18 protein-coding genes and 1 other annotated feature are annotated in these 22,209 nt (G+C 37.2%); of the genes, 6 read left to right on the top strand and 12 right to left on the bottom strand.

Annotated features, from left to right (window positions below):
- Window positions 1-155 precede the first annotated feature (155 nt).
- Window positions 156-917: a class I SAM-dependent methyltransferase gene (locus RBU59_RS27380; protein WP_308145635.1), complete on the bottom strand. Its 762-nt coding sequence runs from the start codon at window positions 915-917 to the stop codon at window positions 156-158.
- A 576-nt stretch (window positions 918-1,493) separates the two neighbouring features.
- Window positions 1,494-2,048, bottom strand: a complete 555-nt coding sequence (locus RBU59_RS27375) for a TetR/AcrR family transcriptional regulator (RefSeq protein ID WP_308145634.1) — start codon at window positions 2,046-2,048, stop codon at window positions 1,494-1,496.
- A gap of 146 nt (window positions 2,049-2,194) precedes the next feature.
- On the opposite strand from RBU59_RS27375, the gene RBU59_RS27370 reads away from it, so the two are divergent.
- A complete protein-coding gene (locus tag RBU59_RS27370) occupies window positions 2,195-2,992 on the top strand; it encodes an EFR1 family ferrodoxin (protein ID WP_308145633.1) in 798 nt (265 codons plus the stop codon).
- A gap of 74 nt (window positions 2,993-3,066) precedes the next feature.
- On the opposite strand, the gene RBU59_RS27365 is transcribed toward RBU59_RS27370, so the two are convergent.
- Together RBU59_RS27365 and RBU59_RS27360 are read right to left on the bottom strand one after the other, a co-directional pair.
- Window positions 3,067-3,234, bottom strand: coding sequence for a hypothetical protein (locus RBU59_RS27365; RefSeq protein ID WP_308145632.1), 168 nt, complete (start codon window positions 3,232-3,234; stop codon window positions 3,067-3,069).
- A 469-nt stretch (window positions 3,235-3,703) separates the two neighbouring features.
- Window positions 3,704-3,943: a hypothetical protein gene (locus RBU59_RS27360; protein ID WP_308145631.1), complete on the bottom strand. Its 240-nt coding sequence runs from the start codon at window positions 3,941-3,943 to the stop codon at window positions 3,704-3,706.
- A 157-nt stretch (window positions 3,944-4,100) separates the two neighbouring features.
- Between RBU59_RS27360 and RBU59_RS27355 the strand changes: the two genes are divergently transcribed.
- A complete protein-coding gene (locus RBU59_RS27355; RefSeq protein WP_308145630.1) occupies window positions 4,101-4,661 on the top strand; it encodes a hypothetical protein in 561 nt (186 codons plus the stop codon).
- Between the two features lie 150 nt (window positions 4,662-4,811).
- Window positions 4,812-5,141 (top strand): hypothetical protein, encoded by a 330-nt coding sequence (locus RBU59_RS27350; protein ID WP_308145629.1) that lies wholly within the window; start codon window positions 4,812-4,814, stop codon window positions 5,139-5,141.
- Between the two features lie 163 nt (window positions 5,142-5,304).
- Here the strand turns inward: RBU59_RS27350 and smpB are convergent, their stop codons facing one another.
- From smpB to RBU59_RS27335, 3 genes are all read right to left on the bottom strand, one after another.
- Complete coding sequence (gene smpB, locus RBU59_RS27345; RefSeq protein ID WP_308145628.1) at window positions 5,305-5,772, bottom strand: SsrA-binding protein SmpB; 468 nt, start codon at window positions 5,770-5,772, stop codon at window positions 5,305-5,307.
- Between the two features lie 20 nt (window positions 5,773-5,792).
- Window positions 5,793-7,937 carry a ribonuclease R gene (gene rnr, locus RBU59_RS27340; RefSeq protein WP_308145627.1) on the bottom strand — a complete coding sequence of 715 codons (2,145 nt, stop codon included), beginning with the start codon at window positions 7,935-7,937 and terminating at the stop codon, window positions 5,793-5,795.
- A gap of 266 nt (window positions 7,938-8,203) precedes the next feature.
- Window positions 8,204-10,219, bottom strand: a complete 2,016-nt coding sequence (locus tag RBU59_RS27335) for a methionine--tRNA ligase (protein ID WP_308145626.1) — start codon at window positions 10,217-10,219, stop codon at window positions 8,204-8,206.
- 193 nt (window positions 10,220-10,412) lie between these two features.
- Window positions 10,413-10,655: a binding site (T-box leader), on the bottom strand.
- Window positions 10,656-10,848: 193 nt separating this feature from the next.
- Here RBU59_RS27335 and RBU59_RS27330 point away from each other — a divergent pair.
- On the top strand, window positions 10,849-12,216 hold the full coding sequence (locus RBU59_RS27330) for an ISNCY family transposase (protein ID WP_308143379.1): 1,368 nt from the start codon (window positions 10,849-10,851) through the stop codon (window positions 12,214-12,216).
- Window positions 12,217-12,397: 181 nt separating this feature from the next.
- On the opposite strand, the gene RBU59_RS27325 is transcribed toward RBU59_RS27330, so the two are convergent.
- The 5 genes from RBU59_RS27325 to RBU59_RS27305 all read right to left on the bottom strand — a co-directional run bounded on the left by RBU59_RS27325 (window position 12,398) and on the right by RBU59_RS27305 (window position 19,764).
- A complete protein-coding gene (locus RBU59_RS27325) occupies window positions 12,398-13,465 on the bottom strand; it encodes an ABC transporter permease (protein WP_308145625.1) in 1,068 nt (355 codons plus the stop codon).
- Complete coding sequence (locus RBU59_RS27320) at window positions 13,462-15,618, bottom strand: hypothetical protein (protein ID WP_308145624.1); 2,157 nt, start codon at window positions 15,616-15,618, stop codon at window positions 13,462-13,464. Before RBU59_RS27320 ends, RBU59_RS27325 begins: the two co-directional genes overlap by 4 nt.
- Window positions 15,619-15,664: 46 nt before the next feature.
- Complete coding sequence (locus RBU59_RS27315) at window positions 15,665-16,522, bottom strand: carbohydrate ABC transporter permease (protein WP_308145623.1); 858 nt, start codon at window positions 16,520-16,522, stop codon at window positions 15,665-15,667.
- A gap of 186 nt (window positions 16,523-16,708) precedes the next feature.
- Window positions 16,709-17,587, bottom strand: a complete 879-nt coding sequence (locus tag RBU59_RS27310; RefSeq protein ID WP_308145622.1) for a carbohydrate ABC transporter permease — start codon at window positions 17,585-17,587, stop codon at window positions 16,709-16,711.
- Window positions 17,588-17,604: 17 nt separating this feature from the next.
- Window positions 17,605-19,764 carry an ABC transporter substrate-binding protein gene (locus tag RBU59_RS27305; RefSeq protein WP_308145621.1) on the bottom strand — a complete coding sequence of 720 codons (2,160 nt, stop codon included), beginning with the start codon at window positions 19,762-19,764 and terminating at the stop codon, window positions 17,605-17,607.
- Window positions 19,765-20,123: 359 nt separating this feature from the next.
- Between RBU59_RS27305 and RBU59_RS27300 the strand changes: the two genes are divergently transcribed.
- Window positions 20,124-20,792, top strand: coding sequence for a response regulator transcription factor (locus RBU59_RS27300; protein WP_308145620.1), 669 nt, complete (start codon window positions 20,124-20,126; stop codon window positions 20,790-20,792).
- 18 nt (window positions 20,793-20,810) lie between these two features.
- The gene (locus RBU59_RS27295; protein ID WP_308145619.1) at window positions 20,811-22,097 is read left to right on the top strand and encodes a sensor histidine kinase; all 1,287 of its coding nucleotides are present in this window, start codon (window positions 20,811-20,813) and stop codon (window positions 22,095-22,097) included.
- Window positions 22,098-22,209 lie beyond the last annotated feature (112 nt).

Below are 22,209 nucleotides of genomic sequence, written 5' to 3'. Positions count from 1 at the left end.
CTTTTAATCTATTTCAAAAGTGGATTGAAGACAATTATAAAATAAATGTTAGGAAATCAAGCATACCGCAAGTTAACAATAAGTGTACAATTTCATCTTGTTGAGTGCTCTTTTTTTGTATGTATTGGATTTTATTCATTCTGACATATCGGAATTTAACGAATCGGTTTCTTTGTTTTTACAACATTTACTCTATCATGCCGTTTCCATATACCACCATTGTTTATAATGGCATTTCTTAGTCCGTCCATGAACAAACTGCGATTCGGTTCACAAAGTGTAATATGATCCGCATGGGTCATCGTAAAACTTACAAACTCATCTGCAGTCATATCAGTATCATATTCATAGTCAGATACTTCTATAGGAACAAATCCGTAGTTAACTACATTTTGTTTATTAATTCTACAAGTATACGGTGTTACTGGAGCGAAATATTTTTCGTATACAGTATTTTTTGCTGCAATCAATTCAGGAGAATTTCTAGTATTATCATCCCCAACATTTGCTATCATCACTAGACATCCACCCTGTTTTAGAAGATCAAAAGACCGGCTAAATGCAACATTTTCCGGTATCCATTGAATTGTGGCTGCCGAAAAAATCATATCATATTTTTCATCTGCAAAATCATAAGTACAGAAATCCCCATTGATCATATGACAATTCGGATAGTCAGCAAATTTTTTCTTGGCAAAGTCATATAAATGCTCGCCAAGCTCAATTCCAACATATTCACAGCCAGTCATAAGTAGCGGTTTTGTAGCCTGTCCTGTCCCTGGACCGATTTCAAGCACTTTTTTGCTTGGTTTTAAATCTGCATACCGAATTATGTCAGCAAAAGCCTCAGGACAGTATTGGGGACGCCATCTATCAAATTCATCCGGAATTAGGTCAAATACCTTTCTAAACTCCATATATCTACCTCCACAAATTCAAATTTGTTGATATAATCATAATACAATCACAGTGAATATATGTCAAATATAACTATGCTAATTTTATTCCAACACACATTGTAAAATGTATGCGATTGTTTTTGTTGTACGCTTTTTTATTTAAATGGAAAAAAAACATCGTATTTGTGATTTTTTATCATTATTGTTCCAATGTTCCACTTTTATTTAACAGAAACATTATTAATGTACTTTTCTATAAAATATTTATTAGCGTGAAGTATCAAAAAAACGTTGTAAAATCAATGCTTTCCCATATGCACGAGGTTTTTCATTGTAATTTTCAACAAACTTTTTCGCCTATTTTATATTAAATTACGGAGTGGCACACAAAAACCTTAAAATAAAATCTGAATTGCGAAATTTTTCTTTTTATGTGTGTCATTAAAATGTGCACAAACAGCACACAATAACATGTATTGTCAGAATATAATAAACATGAAACAATTTCTATAGCAATAAGGGACTTCCACCAACCAACGTTGCAAAAGCAGTTGTTGTAACTGTCAGACCCTTAAAAAGGTATCCAACAAAACATTACTCCTGATCGGGTAAGCGGATGGCAATCAGCAGCAGATTGGCCACTTCCTCAGGTGATTTCTGCATCCCTTCGCCCGCCCACTGCCAAAGTATGTTAAAAAGCCCTCCTACACTATAGGAAAGCGCATATTTCATTGCCTCTGATTGCTTAGCCAAAGGATAATTGCCTTTACGCATCAGGTACACTTCCTGAAAAAGATGGTTAAACTCATGCAATAAAAGCGATAATAGATCGTTGCGGTAAAGTAAAAGAGCCAGTTCCTTATGCTCATACCAAAGCTCCAGATACCAACGAATCGTATGAAAATAGCTGTGATCTTTGTCAGTGGAAAGCTGTAGCGCTCCTGTACGCCAAATTGTCTCCAGATGAAAGCAAATTACTTCTTCTTTCGAAGAAAAAAAGCGATAAAAGGTTCTACGGGACAAATCTGCTTTTTTCGCAATCTCTGAAATACTGATTTCCTGAAACGGTTTGATATTCATCAGCTCCAAAAGAGCATTCGTCAACCATTCAATGGAACGTAAAGCAATTGGATTTTGTATATCTTTCATGTTGACTCCTTAAAATGTCACAAAAATAAACCGATGTGGCACTTGACTCTGAAATCTTGAATTATTGCTACAGACTCATTATAATAAAATTATCGAACTGTTACAAGTGTGACATTTGAATTATTTTGGAATTGTGAGGTAACTTTATGAAAAATATTATCTACTATTTTACAGGAACAGGAAACAGTCTTCGCGCAGCACAAATCATTGCCGAGCAACTAGGTGATACAGAAATTATTTCCATGCGATGTAATCCAAAGGATGTTCCTTCAACGAACGCTGAAAGGATTGGTTTTGTTTACCCTGTGTATCACTGGACGATGCCAGAGTATGCAATCCATTTTGTAGAGCAGGTAAAGTTGAACCCGAAAGCATACATTTTTGCGGTCTCTACACCAGGGATGATCAACGGAGGTTGTCAGGATAAACTAATGGAACTTCTGAAAGAAAAGAATTGTACACTTTCTTATGGAGAGAAGGTGTACTGTGTTGCCAATTATGTGGCTATGTATCCACCCTTTCCTGATCCTAAAAAACGCGTTCCCAAAACAGAAATACAGCTTGCTTCTATTGCACAGGAGATTATTGAAAAAAAGCTGCAGAATCCTCCTCACGCCAATGCGATAACACGGTGGCTTGCACCGCGGAAGATGCAGAAGTTTATTGATCATTGCCCGTCAAACGACAAATACTTTTCTGTATGGGATGACTGTATTTCCTGCGGTCTGTGTGCAAAGGTCTGCCCCTGCCATAATATTAATTTTGAAAATGGCAAGCCAACGTTTCTACATCAATGCAATCAGTGTATGGCCTGTATTTCTTTCTGTCCTAAACAGGCAATCAATTTTCCTAAATTTACACGGAAACGGAAAAAATATCACAATCCACATATCAATGTAACAGAAATCATTTCAGATAGGAAGTTATATCCTCAAAACGACTAATTTGGAAAGCAACGAATAAAAAGTGCTCAAGACCTTTTATTTAAGGTTTAGAGCACTTTTTTACGTTTTTCTTATTATTTCGTTTTTATAGCTTCTTCCTCTTCTACTTCCTCACAACGAATATTTACTACTTCTAAATTATGATCCCATAACCAGGTAGCTAACTTTTCATATGGAGCCTTTAAAATCTGGTCAGCCGCTCCATCTGTTTGTTCTAATACATAAACACTTATCTTTTTCATATCCTTTCTCCTTTGCTTTATCATTTGAATCGTTAAAGTGTTAAATATATTATAACTTGCCATACAATTTAATTACATCATCAATTCTTCCTATTAATTTGAAAATTCACCCTTTATAATATTAATGCAAATGTAAAAAAAATACTTTCATAATTATTCACATTATATTAATGAAACATTCAAACTCTATACATATATGAACATTATAATAAAAGCATAAAAATAACAAGTTTCCGCACCTTGTTAATATAATTTTTTTTCATAAAGCCAGCAGAATAACTGCTGGCTCCTCCTATTTTTATACATACTATCTTTGATTGCCCTCACACTTATAAACAAACCACTAAGACACGTAAAACAGGAATCGTACAAAATACCGTATTAATTTAACAATAGAATCAAAACTATATCTCTGATTCCATATTTTTTATGTACTATCTGCTTCACAGCTTATATGAGTCTATCCCATCTAATTACGAAATATAACTTTTGTTAATCGAATTCCCTCAGGTAAGTCTTTTCCTTTCTGCATAGCCTGATGTGCTTTGTCTATTAAATTTTTTTTCGTATCCTCCGGATATATAAAGTCAAAATCATAAATATATTCTTTTCTAATATTGTTAAGCGCTATATTTAAGAGAGAACCGCCATTATTGCAATACTCTCTCACAGCATCACTGATTATTTTTTTATATTCTGCATATGACATACTGCGTCCCATTAACCTCAATCCAATCTATTTTATAGTATTGTATTAATATATGCACATATTTTCAAAAAATGCCTATCCAAAAAAAATTATTATACATGCACGATTAAATAATCTTTTTCATATGTTATTAAATAAGTATTAAAAGGATTCCATGATGGACGAAACCAACAACACTACCTCCGGTTATTATTCTTCGGCAGACCTTCGTAATATATTAAGACAGCTTTGGAGCCAATATTCTGTATGGAGCAGATTCTATATCGTAAGCAGAATGGCTGATTTAGATGATTTAGATGTGGTAACAAACAGGCTTTATGAGGTGCCGATCGATTTATATAATGTTTTACGCATTTATTATGGCAGTAATTTTGCACTGGAATTTGAGAATTTATTAAGAAGTCAGATAGCACTAACGATACAGATAATAGATGAAATCAGTGCAGAACAGCCTATTGATACTGCCGAATCCAATTGGAAATCGAATGCAGACCAAATCAGTTTATTCCTTTCACAGTTAAATCCTTATTGGAATAAACAGGTATTGCAGAATTTATTCTATAACCACTTAGATATGACTATATATGAGGCACAAAAAAGAAAATATAAGCAATATGCATCTGATGTGTATGAATATAATTTTATTGAATATCACTCTTTAATGATTGCCGATTATTTCTGGAATGGCATCTTAAATCAACTATACCCGCAACAGTAATTCCATCACTCTTCCCAGAAGCAGACATATAATATTATAGCAGTAAAGATTTTGTTCCTGTTTTCGGAAACACGGCGTTAGTCACCATCTTTTATCAGAAATCAAATCACAATTTCTGGTTAGTTATAATGGTTATATTGGAGGAATTAGATGGACGGAGTAAGGGAATTCGTAAATAATTCCTGCTCGAATTTAAATATTATTATTTCTGTGAGAGCAGGTGATAGAATAGGATGCGTTTACCGGGTTGAAGAATTCTGCCTGAAACGATTTGAATGCTTAAAAATCTGTTTTGGCAATGAACAAAACCCGTTTATAGACGGTATAAAAGTATGCTATTATGATTACGGACAATACGGAGCTACAGAGCTTGTGGTTAAAAAATACGGTTGTACTTTAGATAATTTACTCAATAAAAACTTTAGAATTATATTTTTAAGTGCAGGCCCTACAATAGCCGTATCTGCTCATATAATCTGAAGTATGTAAAAAGATAGTCTGCTGATTGTGAGCGTGAATGATCCCAATAAGTAAGATTTCCAAATCTAACCTACAGGGATCGGTTCATAATACAGAGACTATCTTTCATATTGCAGTTATTAAATAATACTTATTATACTAAGGACCCAGCGTTTACCATTAATTAATATAAATTTTTCACTTTAAAGTCTTTCTCTGCTTCTCTTCTTTGGTCCTTTTTCGCTATGTCTTCCCGTTTATCATATAGCTTTTTACCTCTGGCTAAACCAATTTCAACTTTGACCAGACTGCCTTTTAAGTATACGGTAAGTGGTACAACCGTATAACCTTTCTGTGCCACTTTGCCCATAATTTTATTAATTTCATAATGATGCAATAATAATTTCTTAATACGCAAGGGATCTTTATTAAATATATTTCCTTTCTCGTAAGGGCTGATATGCATGCTATAGATATAAACCTCTCCATTCTCAATTCGAATAAAAGACTCCTTAACACTGCATTTACCCATTCGTAAAGATTTAACCTCTGTGCCGTGAAGTACAATACCGGCCTCAAAGGTATCTTCGATAAAATAATCAAATCTCGCCTTTTTATTGTTAGCAATCATTTTAATACTTTCTTTAGACATAAATCCTCCCAAAACTTCCTTTACTGATCTTCTTCAGGCTTTTCGTCCACAAATGCAAAATCGATGGTCCGCAGCAGTTTGTCGGCTGCTACTACCTCCACTAAGACCTTTTCCCCCAGCTTATAGGTCTTTCTTGTATGCTCACCCATCATCGTATAATGCTCTTCATCATAAATATAATAATCATCCGTCATTTCTGACACACGAACCATACCCTCTACCGTATTAGGTAATTCCACATATAATCCCCAATTTGTTATTCCTGATATTACCCCTTCAAAAGTTTCACCAATATGATCACTCATATACTCTACTTTTTTTAATTTATCTACTTCCCGTTCCGCATCGTCTGCCCGCCGTTCGGTAATACTTGCCTGCATTGCTACATCCGGTAAAATTTTATGATAATGCTTAAGCCGTTTCTCATTTAAGCTACCGCGTAAATTCTCCTTAATAATTCGATGAATCTGGAGATCCGGATATCGCCTGATAGGAGAAGTAAAATGGCAGTAATACTTAGTCGCTAACCCGAAGTGCCCATCACTGGTAGAGGTATATTTTGCGCGTTTCATGGAACGCAGGGTCAGACGGCTGATTAAGGCTTCCTCCGGTGTATTGTCAATTTTTAACAATAATTTCTGTAATTCTTTGGGATGAATCTCATCCTGGCTGATTTTAATACTGTAGCCGAAATTATTAATAAAAATGCCTAATTGCTTTATTTTATCAGAATCCGGATTTTCATGACTTCTATATACAAAAGGTATCTCCTGCCAGAAGAAATCCTCCGCTACGGTTTCATTTGCTATAAGCATAAAATCTTCGATAATTTTAGTAGCCTTGTTTCTTTCATAAGGTTTTATTTCAATCGGATGACCGTTCTCATCCAGTCGAATCTTACTCTCCGGAAAATCAAAATCAATAGAACCCCGTTTGCGTCTCTTTTCTCTAAGTATATCTGCAAGTTCTGCCATTAAATCAAACATAGGGACAAATTCTTTATATTGTTCTATCTCTTCTTCATCATGATCTTCAAGAATCTTCTTCACACTGGTATATGTCATTCTTCGATCTACTTTAAGAACAGTTTCGGCTATTTCATGTCCTATTACATTACCGTTGTTATCTATGTCCATAAAGCAGCTTAAAGCAAGTCTGTCCGTACCTGCATTCAGGGAACAGATTCCGTTAGACAACTTGTGAGGCAGCATAGGGATAACACGGTCAACTAAATATACACTGGTGCCTCTTTTAACGGCTTCTTTATCCAGAGGTGAATTTTCAGTTACATAATTGGTAACATCCGCAATGTGTACACCAAGATGATACAGATTGTTATCTTTAGAAATTGTTATAGCATCATCCAGATCTTTAGCATCTTCCCCATCAATGGTAACCGTCTGCAGTTCCCTGATATCTTTTCTGCCAGTAATATCCTCACCGGAAATTTCATCGGGAACAGCTTCTACCTGATTCATAACCTCCTCAGGAAATTCCATAGGCAGATTATACGCCATGATTACCGAAATAATATCTACTCCGGGGTCATTCATATGACCTAAGATTTCTATTACTTTTCCTTCGGGGTTTTTATCCTGTCCGCCGTAATCCGTAAGTTTAACTACTACCTTGTGTCCATTTACAGCTCCTTTTGTATGCTCCTTCGGAATAAAGATATCCTTACCGAACTTTTGATTATCAGGTATTACAAAACCATAATTCTTGCTCTTTTCAAATGTACCTACAATTGTAGTAAAACTTCTTTCGAGAATCCGCAGGATTTCTCCTTCTTTTCGTTTTCCCGTTCTGCTTTCTTTAATACTGACCATTACCTTATCATTATGAAGTGCGCCTTTCGTAGCATTCTCCGGGATAAAAATATCTTCCTCTTCCCCTTCGATAATTACAAATCCAAACCCCCTTTGGGTACCGGAAAAAATTCCGGTTTTGGTATTCGCATCAGCTAATTTATATCTGCCCTGGGTGTCCTGCTCAATCTTCCCATCAGCCTGCAGTGCAGTTAACACTTCCCTTAAATCCTGTTTTTCATCCCGAGGTACCTGTAAAATACTGGCTATTTCTTTAAATTTTAAAGGATGATATTCTTTACTATTTATAAAATCTAATAATATTTTCTTTTTTTCGTCCAAAATCACTTTATCCATTTTGCCTCCATCATTTCTAAACATCACTAATCTTTAAGTATTCCCAACCTGATTTTAATCAGTTTAAGCCAGATCAGTTTAGATGCTCAAGCCTTGTTATAATGTAGTATACCATAATTCTCCTATAATTAATACAAAAATTTATATAGGCTGTTTTATATAGTATTTGCATTTTGCAACGGTATAATTATGATTTATAGAAAATAAAAAAGATTCCGGCTTGCCAGACTTTAGCACTGAAGCGCTGTCACGACAGTTTTCTCAGCTTATCTTTCCAACTGACTAACATGCTTTTTAAAAAAATCTGTCTTAGGTTCCAAAAATTTTAATTTATGATTATCCATGTCATCAATAATATCATAAATAGTTGAAAAAATATAATCCCAATTCCAGATCTTATCGCTTACATTTAAATAATCCTTTATCCTCTCACATCCGATTGGAGCGATGGGGTGTAATAATATAGCCGCTGTTTTAACTACATGAAAGGAATCGATTAAAATCTGTTTTCTTAATTCTGTTTTACCTGTCGTTTCCGCGGTTCTCATATTATTGACCCAATATTTATTCATATTACGGATATAAGTGTCCAGTACATAAGTCAGGCTATGGAATTCATGATTATACATATGCCTTTCAAAATTAAGAATTGCTTCCTCTGATTCACTTAATATCTTCTCGCTTATTTCTCCTTTGGGGATTCTGGATTCAAAGTAACTTTGTGAAGTATAAAAACAGGAGCGTACTAATCTGTTTAATACATTGGTTAACAGATTTCCCTCTTTTATAACTATATCTTCTCTGTATCTGTCTTTTTCATCCATATAAACCTGCGGCCGAAAGCTTACACTTTTAGTTGATAATCCAAGGCTTAAAAAATGAATGCGTAATTGCTCCGGTGTATAAAATTCCAGTAAATCCTTAGCCATTGGCGGTTTTATTTCGTTACTGCTGCTTGCTTTCTTATCCATAAATAAAATATGGCGGTTAGCGATAAGATGAGGCAATGGCAACTCTCCCATACTTTTCCTTTCTTTACCGTTATCATTATCAAGAGAAGCAAATAACGCCATCTCGGCTATACCATAAAAATATATATTATCTTCACCAATAAACTGATAAACTTTAGATTCTTTTGAATTCCACCAATCCGTCCAGGTTTTACTTTCTTTTCCCTGGGACTCCAGATATGCTCTGGTAAAGGATATAGGAGCCCATAATGATTCCGGCCAAACCCAAAAAGTCAGATTCATTAAATCATCTTTATCCGGTACGGGAACACCCCATTCAATATTGCCGGATAAGCGAAAAGGAACTAAAGTTTTTCCGGTACGGAAGCGGATTCCTTTGCTTGCAAATATCTCCTTAGCTATATCTCTGTCATTTAAATTGTCAAAAACAAAGGTAAGGGACGCTTTATTCTCTTCTGCTAGCCTATTATGTTGTGGAAGCAGATTATCTATATCCGGAAGATTTTCTAATTGATCTTTTTTTACATAAATATAGGGTGGTTTTAAAAATTCTTCAATCGTATTAATAATATATTTTCTCGTATTTGTATTCACCCTGAGATTCCTAATCCAATCTTTTAATCTGTCCTGATATTCCTCTAATTTAAAATACCAGTTTGTAACCTCTCTGACCTCCGGTGTTTTTCCTGATAATGTGCTTTTAGGATTTAATAAGTCACTTGGCATATATTGATGGCCCAGGGAACATTCATCCGCATATGCTTTTTCTGACGTACAACCCTCAATAGGGCATTGTCCGACTACTTGCCTGCCATTTAGAAAGACTTGAAAATCTGTATCATAAAACTGAGGTGTTGACATTGGTACTATATCACCATTACTATATAATTTTTCAAAAATCTCTTTCGAAACCTCTTTGTGTATTTCACCCGGTCTGTCAAGTGCGGAAGCTCCATATAAATCCAAACTAATACCATAATTTGATAATGTTTCTTTCTGGATATTATGATTTTTACGGACGTATTCTTCAATCGTGCCCACTGTCTTATCTTTATTGCTTTCTACTAGTTTGCGGTAGCTCTCAAGAATTGGGGAGCCATAACAATCCGTTCCTGATACAAAAATTACATTTTCACTTCCGATTCTATCTCTTAAAAATCTGGCAAAGGTATCCGCATGAACAAATACCCCGCCGATATGTCCAAAATGAAGTTCCTTATTGCCATAAGGCATTCCGGCTGTTATTACTGCTCGTTTAGGAAACTGCGGTCTGCCGCCTTTACTAAAATCCTTGTTTGCTATATCTTTCATATCAATCACCTTTCTGTAAATTAAGAGTTTAAATTTAAAAAATTAAATACGCTTATTATAAATATTTATTATTGCTATTACCTTTCTACATTTCTTCTGTTTAAATCCCCTATTTAAACTACCTTTGAATTATCCTGTAATAATTATATAAACAGAAAAAAAGGATAAAAAAAACACCTCCTACAAAGTAATTTGTAGGGGCGATTATTTTCGCGGTGCCACCCTAATTTATTAATATGTCACCATATCAATCTCATCGAGTACATAAATACTCTAGTTCTGTAACGTGAACTCACGTCATATCATCACTTAAACTTATATAAGATCCGTATGCGGCTCCGAGGCTTGTTTCATCAAATACGCTGCTGCTCCTTCTCAGCTTCCGGAGTTCTCTGTAGGTTTTGTAAATGATTACTTCTCTCTTCATAGCTTTTATTTTTTACTTATTATATGCATATTTTATTAATTAGTCAAGGGATTAATTGGAGGCAAAGCAAAATATATGATTCATTTATGATAATGTCTTAGTGTACCACAAATGATTATGTCCCAATTAGTCGTTCATATATTATAATAGAACCTCATGACTTAGAAATGAGGTGGACACAATCAGAAAGGTATTACTAACAATGGACGAAAACCAAAAGTACGAGGTCATTAAAAAACTCGTAGACACAAATGGTAATAAGAAAACAGCTGCTCTTAAAATAGGTTGTTCAGATCGACACATCAATCGCTTAATAAAGGGCTATCAAGAACAAGGTAAGTCTTTCTTTATTCATGGTAACCGAGGGCGACAGCCGGCCATTACTCTTCCTACAGATACAAAACAGTTAATCTTGGACTTATATCGTACCAAGTACAGTGACTGCAATCTGACCCATTACTCTGAACTTCTCAAAGAAAAAGAACATATCAGTGTATCTGTCAGTGCCATTACTTCTATTCTTAGAAAGGAATACATCCTTTCTCCTAAAGCAAACCGTTCTTCCAAGAAAGCGGTAAAAAAAGCACTAAAGGCTATTCAATCAAAGACTAAGTCTAAAAAGAAAGCAGCTATTATTCAAAGTTCCATCATGGATCTGGAGGATTCGCATCCTAGGCATCCTAGATGCGCGTATTTCGGTGAAATGCTTCAAATGGATGCGTCCCTACACCTTTGGTTTGGGCAATTCAAAACACAACTCCACATCGCCGTTGATGATGCCACAGGGCAGATTGTTGGCGCCTACTTTGATGAACAAGAAACATTAAATGGCTATTATCATGTTCTCTATCAGGTTCTTAGTAATTATGGCATTCCATATCAATTTTTTACTGACAACCGAACTGTATTTGAGTATAAAAAGAAGCATGAAACCTCTTTAGAGAAAGATACCTTTACTCAGTTTGGTTATGCCTGCAAACAATTAGGAATCGACATTCGTACTTCCAGCGTTGCACAAGCAAAAGGGCGGGTTGAAAGAATGTTTGGCACTCTTCAATCCCGCCTTCCTGTTGAACTCCGACTTGCGAATGTAACCAGCATTCAGCAAGCCAATCAATTTCTCCACACCTATATAAAGAAATTTAATAAGCAGTTCGCTTTACCTATTGATAGTATCAAATCTGTGTTCGAAATGCAACCAGATAGTGATAAAATCAATCTGACGTTGGCGGTATTATCTTCTAGAAAGATAGATAACGGAAGTTGCCTGAAATATCAAAATGAATACTATCTTCCTGTAAACAGTCAAGGAATCGCTGTACACCATCGTAAGGGCACCACAGCAATGGTAATTAGATCATTCAATGGTGAACTTTTTAGTTGTATTGGTGAGCAGGTTTATGCACTTGAGTTACTTCCGGAACACAAGCTTTCTTCAAAAGCATTTGATTTAGCGACCATTCCGGAATTACCAAAAAAGAAATACATACCTCCTATGAACCATCCTTGGAAGCAGGCATCATTTGAAAAGTACGCTAAAAGTCAATTACATAGAAAAGATGTAGCTTAACTGATATTTCGAAGTCTGTAGGTTTATTAAGGTTATCCAAATACCGACTGAGCTATGGATTTTCTCCTAAAGTACTATTTAAAACTAAGCACCAGAAATCTGGTGCTTATGTTTAAACTTTTTGAGGACATTTTCAAAAACGGTTGACAGGGATTAATTGGAGGCAAAGCAAAATACTGTTTTATGACTTAAGCGCCTGTGACTTAAAAAACCGGATTAACCAAAACTGCACCGGTATCAGCATTCCTGCACTTAAAAATCCGTAAAACATACAACGATTGCTGTAATAGGTACATATTTTATCCTTAGGAAGTACATTATTATTGTTGATATTAAGTACTGCTGCTTTCCATTCCTTATATTTGGAAACATAAAAATCAAAATCTGACCACTTTCCCGGAATCAGCTGGCTGGGCAGCTGTATATGAAATTCCGTAACCTGAACCAATATGAAAACCGAGCTTACAGCAGCAAGACCGACCAGAAAGCACAAAAATTTATGATTTCTGAACATACAAGCCGTTTTTACAAGAAAATAAATCAGCTGAACAGCCAGTATCCATAGTGACAAATGATAAAATCCGGTTAATAGATATGCAAGAAAGCTGCCGTCAATCAGTGTATCCGGTTCCTCTATACCGTTATTCTTCATAAAATTTATCAGCTGCCGGCCCTGGTCTTCTATTCTTTTCCCATGTTTCCTGCCATAAACGGCTTCCAAATTTGAGAATTTATGTTCGATGTCTGACACTGGAATTATTATAACTGTATCACTGGTTTTAATAATACCTTTTACCGTATATTTTCTTTCATTCCAGATTACCCGGTTTCCCACTGCACTGACCGTACCGAATAAATTCCAGGCCGTAACAGAATCCAACACACACATTCTAAGATCGTCTTCTGTTACTGCTCTTCCGTATAAAAATTCCATGGGAATTACCTGTTTCATATTCCCATACACTTCTATCACATTGGTTTCAGCCTGCAATCCGGTTAGTTCGTTTTCTGCTTTCTCTTTCTTCAAGCGGTTCCACAAGGTTAATTCCAATGTCTTCTCTCCGTTTTGTCCCATGTTTTTTAAGGCAGCGGTGAACTCCCGAGGGGTTAAGGTATCCTCCTTATATCTTGCGCTGACATTAGATAACTGATCTGCCGCATATCTTCCGTACTTTATGCTTAAAAAGGAAAAAATAAGGAAAAAAAATATATATATTAATACCATCCAATTTTTTGCTCCCTGTCTCATTGATTTCCCTCCAGTCTTACCCGATCTCCCTCCTCGATTGCTCTTGTGCTGCTTATAATAACGTCCTCCTCCTTGCTTAGGGCACCCTCCACTGCTGCCGTGGTATCATCCTTGTCCAGAACCTCCACAGCCACTCTTACCGCCCGAAGTTCTTCTCCCAGTGCGGTATTAAAGGGACTGGTTGTGAGTACATAACTTCCCCGTGTATCGTTACGGATTGCCTCTAAAGGGACACAGACATCATATAACTCGGAGGATTTGGATATGGTGGCCGCCATGGAAGAACCGGGTATATAATTTCCCTCCGGTAAAACAGCCGTCACTTCTGTCTGTTCCTTTCCCTGTTCGTCTTTTGTAAACCGGATTCCCTGAATCTCCACCTCTATCTTCTCTTTCTTTCCCCTTGGGAGCAGTTCCATCTTATCCCCAGGTGTTATGTAGCCTCCCTGTTCCCTGGACAAAATAACAAGAATACCATAATCTCCAGTACTAACGGCGATACTGCCATCCTCAATGGCCTGCTTCCCGGCCTCAACGGAGATTTTATCCACTCTGCCGGTAACCGGAGATTTTAGTTTTCCTCCATTTTCTTTCAGGGTTTTTAGGTACTTTAGATTTTCCTGTTTTTCCTCCAGGTCAATTTGTAGGACTTCCTGTTTAAATTTAACGTTTTCCTGTTCCTTTTCTCTTTGGAGATTCTCATTCTTCTTATGCAATTTTTCCAGTTTTAAATTAAAGGAAGCTTCTTTTAAAGCAGTTTCCGATGCCTTTACTTTCTCCTGTGCCTCTTCTATTTCTGTTACATTTTTGGAGATTTCTTCTTCAAAATCATAAGTACCATTATTTAATCTGTCTATGTCTTCCTTCAATATCGCAAGCTTCTCTGTCTCCGCTTTAAGGGTTACCTCGTTCTTATCTGATACTATTTGTTCATTCTTTTTTGCCCTTTGTAAATTTTTTTCGGCCTTTTCTATTTCCTTTTTATGTTTTTCATAACCGCTGGCACTGTAAATACCTTTATATGCTGACTCCAGGAAACTGCTTCTCTTTTCCGCATTATTGGTATGAAAGGCTAAAAAATAATCCTCTGCTGCCGCGAAGATGATGTCTTCCTTTTTTACAGCAGCGGACAGGCTCTCCGCCGCATCCTGCGCTGTTCTTTTAGCTTCTGTATATGCCTGCTTTGCCGAATCTGCAACCCCCTCTTCCGACATTGTATCCTCGTAAATATTCTTCGCTCTCTTTACATCTTCTCTGGCTCTGGATAATTTCCGTTCTAATACGGCTACTTCTTCCTGATGGATTTCATATTCACTTTCTCCTCCATAAGCCATCCGGTATAGTTCGGTCAAAATTAATTTCCCCTTATCCTGCTCTTCTGCCTCTGTATCATCCCGTTTATTCTCTTTAGTAAGGCTATCCTGTTCTTGTTCCCTTTCTCTCCCGTATTCTTCCAACAGCTCCTCTATTCTGCTATCCTTATTCTCTAATTCCGCAAGGACCTCCCCAGCATCTTCTGCAGCTTCCTCTGCTTCCGTAAAGCTCCGTTCATTCTCAAGTCTTACCTCCTCAAAAGATATTTTTGCACTCTCGTATTCTTTCGTTTTTTCCTCCAGCAGCTTATTTTTATTTTTATTAAGATTCCAATTATAATTTTTTACAGCTGTATTTACAACTGCTTCGGCAATCTTTAAGTTTTCCTTTGCTTGTTGCCAGGCAAATTCTGCTTTCTTATCATCTCCTGAATCTGTCTGAATGAGGCTTGTATCTTCCTGCTGTATCTGAATCTTTAGTTTTTCCGCCTCCCTTTGCAGCCCTTTCATAATGTCTTTAATATCTTCTTTGTTATATTCAAGGAGTACCTGTTTCTTTTTAACTTTTTCTCCCTCTTTTACATATATTTTATCAATTCCAAGTCCCTTACGTACTTTTACATATTTATTCCGTCCTGAAATAACTGTTCCGGTTCCCTCTGCCGTAAAGGTAAGAGCACCACCTCCCGGATTCCGTGTAACAACCCGGGGCACGGTGACCGAATCAGCCGCCCTTGATAAAAAGCTAAGAAGAAATATCAAAACAAGAAAGATGATTAATAATCTTTTTGCCGTCCTTTGCATAATCGCTTGATTTTTATCTTTTTCTACTATTTTCATATTTTACTCCCAAAGTACCGCAAACTGATTTGCGGGAATTTCATTTCTATTCTTTCAGCCCCGAAGCGCAGATACCCTGCTCCAGATAACTTTGCCCGTAAAAAAACACCAGCAGCGGGGGTGTTATCATAATTACCGAAGCTGCCAGGGAAACCCCTGCCTTATCTACCGCAATTTCAGGCAAATATAAAGATAACGGCCAGAGAGACTGGTCGGACAAAAAGGTAAGTGCCGGCTCAATTGCATTCCAGTTCTCCAAAAATCCCAAAATGCAGGAAGAAACTATACCGGACATTCCCATTGGGATTCCGATATGAATAAAAATCTGCCACTCATTTGCTCCATCCAGCTCGGAAGCTTCCAACAAGGAAACAGGAATTGAAGTAAAAAATTTAGTCATTATAAATACCGGAAACGTAGAGAACATCCCAGGTAGTATGATGGCCAGGTTTGTATCTAAAAGCTTTAACCTGTCTAGCACCAGATAATTCGATACCATGGTCACCTGAAAGGGCATAATCATAAACGCCATATAGAAAATAAATAATAATTTCTTCATAAGAAATTCAAATCTTGAAAATGCCCAAGCGGCCGGAACTGCTATGAAAAGCTGACCAACAAGAAGGGGACAGACCTGGCACAGGGAATTTTGGAAACGGACAAAAAAGGCCGGCGAATCCAACAGCAGCTCCACATAAGGTCTTAGTGTAGGATATTGAGGTATCAGGGTCCATTTTATATTTCCGGCACCATCCGATAAGATTGGGGCCAAGTTCCCGGCAATTTCTGCATTTCCCATAAAGGAACCGAATATTACCACCCACAATGGCAGGATAATAAGTAAGGAGGCAGGTGCCAAAAAGATGAAAACCGGAATTTTCTTTATTAATTTATTAAGTATCATAGTTTACACCCATTCCATAACACATCTATAGGCAGATGTATTACTGCCATAATGAAAATGGTTAAAAGAATCAGTATGTGGCATCCTTTCTGTTTTTTTCTTTCAACCTTCCCGACGTGACTCCGCTTTACGGCGCACAAATAACAATATAAAGATGTTATTTTCTTCATACATGCTCTTCCTGCATCATTCTTCCCTGTTTCGGTCGATTTTCCGGAGCAGCAGAAGAAATAACAGAATAACCCCTGCCATCATTACGGCTGCAGCACACATTTTCTGGATATCCAGTGATATAAACCAATTATTAAAAATGTGCTGCAGCATATAGATACTATCCTGGGGATAATTACCTCCCACCAGATAAGCTTCCCGGAAAACCTTAAAGGAATTCACCAGGGATAATACTGCGGTAATATAAATAGTGGGTCTCAGCTCGGACAGTGTAATATAATAGAACTGCGCCAGTGCTCCCGCACCGTCTATTTTAGCTGCCTCATAATAGGATACGGGAATACCCGCCAGTCCTGCCAGCCATAGGACCATATCATATCCAGTGTTTTTCCAGATATAACTAAATACCAGAACCCAAAATGCTCTGCCGGTATTCATAAAATCTATTTTCTGACCACCCATAAAGATAACAAATAGATTTACCATACCACTTTGGTGGAAAAAAATCTTCCACAAAAAGACTATTGATGCCGCCGGTATGGCTATGGGAATCAGAAACAGGGTTTTAAATGCCTGAGCATATTTTTTTAGGCTGCTTACCACTGCAGTATAAAACAGGGATATCAAAAGTAATAGTGGTATACAAATGAGTATAAATCTGACCGTATTTTTTACCGCCAGGTGAAAAGCTGAATTTTGCAGTACGGTAAGGTAGTTGGATACTCCCACAAATTCCCTGCCGACAGCTGTGTAAAATGATCTTCCTGCAGCATCCAGAAACGGAAGGAATAAAAACAACATGGTTCCTGTCAGGCTTGGGGTCAGAAAGAAAAAAGCCCACAATACCTTTTTAATATGATATTTTTTCTTTCTTTGCTTCTTTTTATCTTCCATTTTCTTCCATTTTCTCATTATTCGTTAAGGTATGTCTTTGACTTATCCATTACCTGTTCCACTGCCTGATTCAGATTTATTTCTCCTTTTAAGTAAGCTTCTGCTTCGTTACGCACTGCCTCAAAGAGCTGTTCATCTATTACCACAGGTGTAGTAAGGTTTTCCCCTAACTTAAGTATCTGCTTCATTTCTTCCTTACCGGGCTGCCCCGCCTCAAAATTACCATCGCCGATTAAAAAATCATCTTTTTCCAAAGAAAACTCTTTCAGTGCATTTTTGTTTACCGGAAATCCGTCTCCCAGCTCTGTCTTTTGTACCTGCTCCGAATAAACTTCCTGAACAAATTCTTTGGCAAGTTTTTTCTGCTTTCCTGCTCCGTTAATTCCTATCAGTCCTTTCGGTACAAATTCCCCATTTATATCTGAATAGGTACCATTTATACTTTTTAGCACCTCAATGGGCGCAAATACGTCATACATATTGTATAATTCCGTTAAACTAAGCTGTGTTTCTTTATTAATCATTAAAGAGGATGCCTGCATATTCAATTCATCCTGCCCTATGCCCCATAAGGATTTCTCCACTGTCTTAGCCTGATTCTGTATTACTTTTAATTGCTGTAAAAATTGCTTCAGGCTTTCTTTCTCCAATCCACCGTCTTCTAAAATAAAATCATTGGAATAAAACCGATACATAAGTGTAATCAAATCGGCATCAGATATCAAACCGGAGCCAAACAGGGGAAGTGCCTTCTTATTCCCGGCATACTCACTAAGACCTTTCAATGTCTTAACACGGCTTACCGCTTCTTTACTTCCAAAGGCAAAAGTTATGCCAAAACGAAGGGGAGCATAATAGATCTTATCCTGTTTTTCATAATTTTTGATAATGTTCTTAAGGAGTTCTCCTTTTTCTGACATGGGCTTTAAGATATCGCTCAGATCTTCTAATATTCCTTTTTCAATGTAAGAATCAACAGGAAGTCCGTCCATTATTAATAGATCCGGTCCTTTCCCTGCCAGTAATTCCGTATTAATACTCTTAATATGATCCGATACTGTAGCCGCATCTTCCTTATCCATAACCACCTTATAATCCACCTTTACATCCGGATTCTTATGCTGATACGCCACAATAGCCTGCCTTACCGTAGCATTTTCCTCCAGGGACAGGACGGTCAGGGTTTTATCCGGTACGGTTACAACATCTTTATTGTAAGTATAATGATTTATGGTACGTTTTCCCATTCCTCCTGATTCAAACAATACATAAAAATCTTCCTGCTCTCCGGCTATCATGGAATTCAGGCCGAGGTTTGGAGAACTTAAGGATACCAGATTACCGTCTAATACTGATTCCCAGGTAGTTCCGTTCTTTGCCAGACGATATATGCCGGAACCGGAGGTTACAAACCAGTTTCCATTTTTATCCGCTGTGAGAGCCACCTTATCCATATCACCGTCAAAAGGCACCTCTCTTATGGTTTTGCCGGTGGTAACATCAATCAATGAAAATCCGTCTGCTTTGTTATTTACAGTTAACAGGGTGTTTTCACTAAGGGCATATACTCTTCCGTTATTCTCAAAATGAGAAACTGCCTTTCCGTCTTCATACAGAGTGCCTTCATCCTGACACAATAAAAGAATCCCGTCATCCGGAAGAACCGATATTCCATAGGGAAGCTTATCATAACCCACCGCATCTTTATAATCCTCTATTGGAATGTCTACTGCTTTCTCCCCATCCGTACTTTTTAAAATATGTAGCTCAATTTTATCCGCCAAATCTTTATATCTGACTGCATACCCGGTCCCGTCCATTTGATAGGTGACGCATAAAACTCCATACTTCTCCTGGTTCAGCCACCCTGGAATTTCTTGTTTCCAGGTCCCATCTTTCTGCAGGGTATATTGTATCGTCTTGTTTTCATTTTCTTTCATGGGGGAACTGAAAACCAATATACCCTTTTTCGGGTTATTTACCATGAGGTAAGCTACTTCTTCACCCTTCATGACCGCCTCTGGCATCTTTATTTCTTCCTCCACATAACGACCCATAGCTACATTTTTTCCCTTGTCCTCTGCTTTATCCGGCCGTTCTTGCCTGCTGCAACCTGCTGCAGAGACGGTCGACAAAACTATAGTAAGCAATAAGATTGCTGCTTTTTTTAATTTCATATTCTTTCCTCCTGATTTCACTTATTTTTTCCAGATCTTTTTATAGTGCAAGATAAAATATAACAGGAATTTCTCTAAAAGAACTTTAAGAAATAGAAATCTTTTGAAATTTGAAAAATAATCCATTATAATAATAATAGATCATGACTCACTTTAAGTTTAAACCTTGGCGGGTACTCATCCCAAGTTTCTTCCACAATTATTTGTGATACTTATGAAACTGAATCATAACAGGAAAATTTAAAGAAAATATAACAATAGAAAGGTTGCCACAATACGATTTTTTCAACATATGAAATTTTATATATTATTACGTGGCAGTTCCGCAGGTCATTCTGCGGTATGCAATGGGTGTAAGAATGAGAATATTACTGATAGAGGATGATAAAGATTTGAGTGAAGCGTTAAGCTTCCGGCTGCAAAAGGAAAACTATTCTACCGATATATGTGCCTCGGGAGAAGATGCTCTTTATTATGTCGACAGCCAATCCTACGATATGATTATACTGGATCGTATGCTGCCGGTTATGGATGGACTTAGTATATTAAAAGTTATCCGTAAGAAAGACATTCATGTACCAGTTATTATGGTAACCGCTATGGACGGCCTTTTTGACCGGGTTGACGGCCTGGATTCGGGTGCTGATGATTATCTGGTTAAACCCTTTGCCATAGAGGAGTTACTGGCAAGGATCCGTGCCCTTGCCAGGCGTCCTAAGAAAATCGAGCAGACGGAAGTTTTATCCTTTTCCGATCTTGAACTGGATAGCAAAAAGCAGACTATAAAAAATAAAGATAAAATATGTGCTCTATCAAAAAGAGAAACAGCTCTTATGGAATTTTTCATGCAAAATCCCGGACGGGTACTTAACAGAGAACTGATTCTCTCCCATGTCTGGGGTCCGGATAATATGGTAGAGGAGGGCAATCTGGATAACTATATCCATTTCTTAAGAAGACGTTTATCTTCTATATCCAGCTGTGTTCAGATAAAAACCATGCACCGTGTAGGTTATTACTTTGAATAATAACCGGAAGAGGTTCTTATGATACATAAATTAAAAATACGTCTTGTTGCCCTGTATACAGTTACCGCTAGTGCAATCCTGGTGCTGGTGCTGTTCGGAGCCTGCTATATTAATATTGTACAGATTAAAAATAACAGTCTTGATGACTATAAGGAATTGCGGGAAACCCTGGTAAATAAGCTCCAGTCGGAAAATATTGTTGCCCAGAGCTGGCTTTCTCAATTGGAAGCTGCCAATCACCTGATTATCCATATTGAAGATAACGGCACACCTTTTCTTTTTAAAGGTTCATGGAAGTCTTCCACTCCCAGGGCAATAATGATTAACAGAGCAAAAAAAGCTGCTCTGGCAGAGGGAATTGATACCTCTGCCCGCTCTTTTTATTCTGATAATTATCAAAGTTCCCTGTTCCATCTTAGAGGAAATCACAGAGAGGCTGCTTACGCCAGCATGAATCTTATTTCCGTAAAAGGGGGGGTTAAAAGCCTAACCCTGGTTCAGTTTCATCCGGATGTGAAAAAACAAATAATATTATTACTATTTTTATACTTATTTATTTATTTAGCAGGCTGTCTTGCTTTATTTTTAGTAAGCCTGTTCTATGTAGGCAAAGCCTTAGAACCCGTTGTAAAAAGCCAGAAACGGCAGAATGAATTTATAGCCGCTGCTTCCCATGATTTACGCTCCCCCCTGGCGGTTATCCAGGCAAATGCTTCATCCTTACTCATTGAAGAAAATAATAATAAACAATTTGTTCCTAAAATTATGGATGAATGTTCCCGTATGTCCAAGCTGATCGGTGATATGTTAATCCTTGCTTCCTCAGATGCCAAGACCTGGACTATACAGAAATCTCCTATAGATACGGAAACCTATCTTATTGATCTATACGATACTTTTTTAACCTATTGTAAAAAGAAAGAGCATAATCTTTATCTGGATTTTCCAAGAGAAGCTCTTCCGCAAATTCTGGTTGACAAGGATCGTTTAACTCAGGTAATCAGTATCTTAATAGATAATGCCCTCAGTTATTCCCCTGCCCAAACCACCATAACCCTCCGCCCATACCTTAAAAAGTCTGTTTTTTACCTTGAAATAGAGGACCATGGTATTGGAATTACAAAGGAACAAAAGGAGCATATTTTTGACCGGTTTTATCGGGCTGATTTATCCCGCAGCGATAAATCCCATTTCGGCCTGGGACTTAGTGTAGCAAAAGAATTGATTGAACTTCAGGAAGGACAGATTAAATTAAAAGATTCCTTTGAAGGCGGTTCTACCTTTATCATTGAACTACCGGCATAACCCCAAGACTCCACGACCCTATGAGAGATGAAAAATAACCCAAGGGAATTTGGTTTTGGAATTTTATATTCATTAAAAAAAAGCACTCTGTATCGTACAGAGTGCTTTCAAA

The sequence above is a fragment of the Anaerocolumna sp. MB42-C2 genome (assembly GCF_030913705.1).
Classification (GTDB): Bacteria; Bacillota; Clostridia; order Lachnospirales; family Lachnospiraceae; genus Anaerocolumna.
Note: the sequence above shows the minus strand (reverse complement) of the source record. Positions and strands in the feature narration are given on the sequence as shown.